The sequence below is a fragment of the Capnocytophaga sp. oral taxon 329 str. F0087 genome (assembly GCF_000213295.2).
Classification (GTDB): Bacteria; Bacteroidota; Bacteroidia; order Flavobacteriales; family Flavobacteriaceae; genus Capnocytophaga; species Capnocytophaga leadbetteri_A.
The window spans coordinates 1-6,507 of sequence record NZ_KN390052.1 but is presented as its reverse complement, the minus strand read 5'-3'; the positions used below and the strand labels follow the sequence as shown (position 1 = coordinate 6,507).

Sequence of the window (6,507 nt, the reverse complement as noted above, 5' to 3'; positions counted from 1 at the left end):
AGTTTGGCGGGATTTTTGAGGGGTACAGATGTGGTATCGGGGAAAGAGATTGTTTTAGGTGATACTTTGGAAATAGGAGGGAAGAGAAGTTTAATTATAGTGAAGAATGGTAAATGATAAATACATAAAGATTTTTTGTTTTATTTATATAATGACTAGCTTTCCTTTGTTGGCACAAGAAGAGAAACCTATCAATACTGCATTTCCTTTTTTGTTGCTCAGTACAGATGCCGTTTCTTCGGGCAGAGGAGGTATAGGAGTATGCACACCTCCTGATGTATTTTCACAGCAATGGAATGCCTCTAAATATGTATTTGCCTCAGCACCTTCAGCAATAGGACTTAGTTATTCGCCCTACTTGAGTAATGTAATAAAAGATGTTTTCTTAGGAAATATAACTTTTTATAAACGTACTAACAGAAGTGCGTGGGCGGGAAGTTTTACTTACTTTACTATTGGCGATGTAGCCCTTACTGAGGATATAAGTGAGGGGGCTTATCAGTTGGGTAACGTACGTCCTTCAGAATTTTCGATAGATTTTTCTTATAGTCTAAAGTTAGATGAGAGATTTTCTATGGGGGTTGTTAGTAAATATTTACAATCATCCTTATATCTTCCTTCTGATGATAAATTAATTGCACGAGGTTTTGCTTTTGACATATCGGGTTACTATATTTCTAATAAGCATTATTTAGTTAATAGTTTGGGAGAGTATATATTAGGATTCCAGCTTTCTAATATAGGTAGTAAAATAAAATACACTGATTTAAGTAAGGCGTATTTCATACCTACAAATTTAAAGATAGGAGGTAGCTATAATTTTTCTTTTAATGAGATAGATACTTTTTCGTTATTCACAGAAATAAATAAACTATTAGTACCATCAGTTTCTAATAATGTTGATTTTTTAGAAGGTATGATACAATCATTTACAGATGCTCCTAAAGGTTTTTCAGAAGAACTTCACGAAATTGATTGGGCGTTAGCGGGTGAATATAGCTATAAAAAAGATTTTTTTCTACGAACAGGTTATCATCACCAGCATAAGAACAAAGGGGCTAATCAGTTTATCAGCATAGGTGTAGGTGTAAAATATCAATCTTGGAAGATTGATTTTGGATATATTTTTTCAACTGTTTATACTCATAATTCAGCAAATTCGGGGTTAAAAATATCTCTACAATACCAAAATAAATAAAACATTTTTTTCTTTCTGAAGAATAGGATTATTCAAAATGATTTTGTAACTTTGCCTCGTATTTAATCCTTAATTATTGTTCCTATGTTTAGATTGTTATTTTTATGCAGTACATTATGTATTTATGCTCAGAAAGAATATTGTTTTCAATATGATAATGCGGGCAACCAAAAAGAGGTATTGTTATGCTATGGAGGAAATGCTAAAAAAGCATTTTTTGAGGACTCTTCTGATATCAGTAAAGAAACTTCTAATTCTCTTAGAATTACATTAGGAGTAGCTCCTAATCCTGCGAGAGACAATGTTGCAGTGTATTGGCATCACAGTGGGAATGCTGTGCTTAGAGAACTTGTCTTACTTTCAATAGAAGGAAAAACAATGTATAGTATTAAGAATGTAGTTATCAATAAGCCTTTTCATATTGACATATCAGGATTGTCGGCTGGGTATTATTTTTTAGTAGCTACATTTTCAGATGGCAGCAAGAAAGTGTTTAAGGTAATAAAATTATAAACACAAATCAAAAATGAAACGCTATTTATTATTTATATTAGTTCTTTATACATTAAAAGGAGAGGCACAGAAGACTTATCCTTTAGAAGCTATAAAGCGGACTTCACTCTATGAAGAACCGCTTGATATGCCCACTTATACAGCACTTCCCATTAGTAGTGCTATTAGTGCACGAAGTAATGGAGCTACTACTGTAGGGCAGACAATGGGAAACCTAAGTGTGTCGGAGACTGGAGCAGCTGTGTATACAATACCTATTGCTGTACCTCGAGGAATTAGAGAGGTTGCCCCTACTTTGGCACTAACCTATAACAGCCAAAGTGGTAATGGCATTGCAGGGTATGGTTGGCACTTAGCGGGGCTATCAGTAATAAGCCGTGTGGGGAGTACAAAATACCACAATGGTAAAATCAGCGAAGTGAATTTTACTAATACAGACCAGTTTGCTTTAGATGGACAGCGTTTGCTACTGAAAGAAGGAATACACGGTGAGAATGGTGCAATATATGAAACTGAGATTTTTTCGCAAGTACGTATTAGGGCAGTAGGTAAAAGTAAAAACGCTGCTTTTGGTCCTGACTACTTTGAAGTGCTTTATCCTAATGGGGCTAAAGCTTATTATGGAAGAAATTTGAAAGGGAATAGAGCACAAAATCTATTGGAATATGCACTTTCTCATTGGGAAGACGCGCAAGGAGTAAGTATAGAATATTTTTATACTACAGAAAATAACCGTTTGTATATTGATAGAGTTGAATACGGAGGAAAAGAGAAAGTGCTTCACACCATTAACTTTAAATATAAAGCTCGTAATCGTATAGAAAGTGCTTGTGTGGGAGGGAGTCGTTTTATAAATTATAGGTTACTATCAGAGATTAGAGTAACTAATAATAATGCTGATTATAGAAAATATATTCTTACTTATAACACTAACGCACTAAATTATAATCGATTAGTAGCTGTAGAAGAAATGGTAGGAGGAGAAAAGTATACACCTATTGAATTTAGATATTGGGATACTGCAAAAGGATTTAAAAATAATAATTTTAAGTCGGAAGTGCCCTTAGTAGGCGTTGACAATCAAAATTCGGCTGTAGTACCCTTAGACCTTGATGGAGATAATCATACAGATTTTGTAATGTATCCAACCATAGGAAAAGATGCTTATAAGAAAATATATCTTTTTGATGTTTTCAGGAAAAGTCCTTATCAACTTACAGGAGGTCTTCCTTTAGGATATACTTTTAAAGATATTTTTCCTGCAAAACTTGTTTTGAGTACGGGAAAATTATTTGATGGACAAGGTATTGTAACTACCCATCAAGAAAGTGATAAAGTTGTTTTTAACAGCTATGTAAAATCATCTATGACAGCTTTATCTTATCAGAACACAAAGGAATGGAAACTTCCTACTTATGAAGATAGAGGAAGAAATTATTGTAATCTTTTAATAGAAGAATGGAAAAAGCAGGGAGGGCCTCCTCATATTGTTGCAGAAAAGAAAAATATTTCATACAATGATTTGAAATTTTTATCAGGTGACTTTAATGGAGATGGACTCACTGATATTATAGCTATAGAATATCCTATTGAAAGAGAGACTTGCTTTATACAAATGCCTTCTTTCGATCAAATTCCGTTTGAACCCACTTGTGAAAGGTGTGAGTATACTAGAGATGATAGAAGAAGGGTATATTGGATTGATTTAGACAAACGAAATGAGAGTGAACATTCAGAAGGAATAGGTAATATGCAAGAAAGCATATCTTGGAATGATTTAGTTATGGCAATGGATGTTAATGGAGATGGTAAAACAGATATTATTCATATTACCGAAGGGGCTCTTTTTGTATATGAGATGGATAATTATCAGCATTTGCACTTGTTGTATCGGCATAATAGCAACTATATAAAATTAGGTATTTTTCATCCTATGGTAGGAGATTTTAATGGTGATGGCAAGATAGATTTCTTATTACCTACTGCTAATGAAAGTAAGGAGTTTGGTGTACTTACTAATACTGGAAAAGGATTTGATTATGAATTAAAAAGGTTTAGTTTTGCATTTACATCCAAAACGATTGAAGAAGTAGAACAAGTGGAAGATGGGGTAGATCATTACACAGGTGATCCTATTTATTATGACAATTATTATTATAGAAACTATTTTTTAATTCCTATAGATGTTAATAATGATGGCAAGACAGATATAGTGCAGTATGAGTCTACAAGATTTAATCTACCAAACACTAAATCAGACCAAATTCGCAATATAAAAGTATTTAATAACCAATCAGAAGGTACAGAACTTTCGTTTGTAGAGGGAGCTTCTAAAAGACTTATCAGTGGATTTCCGGCACATATTATTTTTTCAGCACCTGATGAGCGCAATAGAGTAATGGATATATCTTTTTTTTCGGGTAACTTGATAGAAACAGCTTACTTGCAAGAGAATAATAAAGAAGAACTTTTGCTTAGAGAAGTTTATAATGGAGGAGTACAAGAAAAAATATCGTATAAACCAATGGCTTCTGATACAGATATAGAAAAAGAGCCCATTTATAAAGCAGAAATCTATAGCGAAAACTATCCATACGTAGCTGTTGTAAATATGCAATCAGTACGATTAGTTTCTAAGTTAGAACGTGAAGGGGTTAGTATTCCTAAAACAGAACGTTATTTTGCTTATTATAATGCCATTACAAATACAGAAGGCTTAGGATTCTTAGGGTTTACAAAAATAGGAAGTACAAACTGGAATGAACCTTATAAATATAATAATCAAATCTATACACAAAAAGTAATGAATCCTCACTTAAGAGGAGCCTTAATAGAGGATTTTTCATTAAATTATATTGTTTCTACATCATCATATATACCTACAGATTATTTTCAAAAAAACTCCTACCAATACACTCATACCCTCAGTTCTAACAAAGTCTTTAAACTACAGCTTACTCAACAAACCACTGAAGACAGGCTTTTAGGACTAACTACTACTAATAATTTTACTTATGATGCCGAAGGTAACCTTACCGAACAACGCACCCAAACGGATGGTTATAGCCAAAGTACGCGTGTGAGCTATTTGCCAAAGAGTGAAAGTCCGTATTTTGTAGGCTTACCTCAAAAGAAAGAAACGACTACCACCTTAGCAGGTGATAGTTTTAGCACCGCTGAAACTTTTGCTTATGAGAAAGGCTTGCTCACTACTCATAAGACCCAAGGCAATGGTACGGGTTGGCGCACTACTTCTTATGGTTATGACGAGTACGGCAACGTAACTGAACAAACTGCCACCGCTGAAGATGGGCAACAACGCACCGAACGTTACACCTATGACCCAAGCCACCGTTTTGTAACGGCTCATACCGATCACGAAGGACAGGTAACCAAGTTTAGTTATAATAACAAAGGTCTGCTGGAAAGCGAAACGACTCCATTGGGACAAAGTACTCTTTATGCCTATGACCTTTTGGGCAGACCTACCCAAACCACAAATTTCTTAGGCAAGAAAACCACGATGCGCTATAGCTTTGACGGAGGTATTTTTAAAACCATTACCGAAAACGAAGAAGGCGCTTACAGTGCAGAGAGCTATAATACTTTAGGCTGGTTGTTAGAAAAAGAAAGTAACGATGCTTTTAACAACCACTATGCGGTTAGCTACGAGTACGACGGTATAGGGCAACAAGTAGCTGTAAGTGCTCCTCACCCCACAGGAGGTGCTTCTCAAAAGGCGAAGAGGACAGAATACGATGTATATGGACGACCTACCACTATCACCAGTCCCGAAGGTAAAATAACCCGCTTTACTTATGACAAGCTCAAAACCACTGCCGATGATGGACAGCAACAAGTGATAAGCACCCGCGATGCGCAAGGTAACATCGTAGAACACCAAGATATGGGTGGTACTGTGCGCTATACCTACTTTGCCAACGGTAGCTTAAAAACAGCTGACTATGGAGGTGCCATACAAAAGATAACCCAAGACGGATGGGGACGCAAAACAAGCCTCACCGACCCCTCAGCAGGACGATATACCTATCAATACGACACGTGGGGAAACCTCACCGAAGAGACTACTCCTAAGGGTAAGACCACCTTTAATTATGCGCAAGGCACCGACCGCCTCACCGAAAAACATATCACGGGCGATTATACCGATATGCGCATACGCTATACCTATAACGCCGACAAACTGCTTACCCAAATAGACAACCAAAACAAAGACGGCAATAACGACAGTTACCGCTATGAGTATAACGGACTCAAACAATTGGTTCAAACTACCGAAACCAACCCCCAAGCGGTATTTACTAAAAACTATACTTATGATGCCTTTGGACGTGTGCAACAAGAGACTACTACCGCCCAAACGGCAGGCAAACGTGTGAGTAGTGCCGTGCAATACCACTATGAAAATGGTGATTTGATAGAAATGAAAACACCAAGCGGAGCAACCCTCTGGAAACTGAGCGCAAGCAACGAATACGGACAGCCATTGAGCCTTCACAAAGGCAAAACCAAAGAACTTTTAGACTACAACTCCCATTTTCCTAAAACACAAACTGTACAACGGGAAGATACTCCGCTGAACGTATTGCAATACGATTTTAATACGCAAAGAGGACTGCTGAATCATCGTACTTATAGTTTTTATAACCAAAAAGAAGAATTTGCGTATGACCCTACTGACCGCCTCACCCGCTGGGGCAATGCCACTCACCAATACGATGAACGCGGAAGGATCACTGAGAATAGTGCGATGGGTACCTATGAATACACACGTA

3 protein-coding genes are annotated in these 6,507 nt (G+C 36.5%); all 3 read left to right on the top strand.

Features of this window, described 5'->3' with window-relative positions:
• Positions 1–151 precede the first annotated feature (151 nt).
• Positions 152–1,198 (top strand): type IX secretion system outer membrane channel protein PorV, encoded by a 1,047-nt coding sequence (porV, locus tag HMPREF9074_RS10565; protein WP_231121884.1) that lies wholly within the window; start codon positions 152–154, stop codon positions 1,196–1,198.
• 84 nt (positions 1,199–1,282) lie between these two features.
• Positions 1,283–1,711 (top strand): T9SS type A sorting domain-containing protein, encoded by a 429-nt coding sequence (locus tag HMPREF9074_RS10560; RefSeq protein WP_009388880.1) that lies wholly within the window; start codon positions 1,283–1,285, stop codon positions 1,709–1,711.
• 13 nt (positions 1,712–1,724) lie between these two features.
• Positions 1,725–6,507 (top strand): FG-GAP-like repeat-containing protein (locus HMPREF9074_RS10555; protein ID WP_034540701.1); only part of this gene is annotated, 4,783 nt, incomplete at its 3' end.

Coding starts and splice junctions, on each gene's coding strand:
- porV (WP_231121884.1), top strand. CDS start 152: ATGACTAGCTTTCCTTTGTTGGCACAAGAAGAGAAACCTATCAATACT.
- HMPREF9074_RS10560 (WP_009388880.1), top strand. CDS start 1,283: ATGTTTAGATTGTTATTTTTATGCAGTACATTATGTATTTATGCTCAG.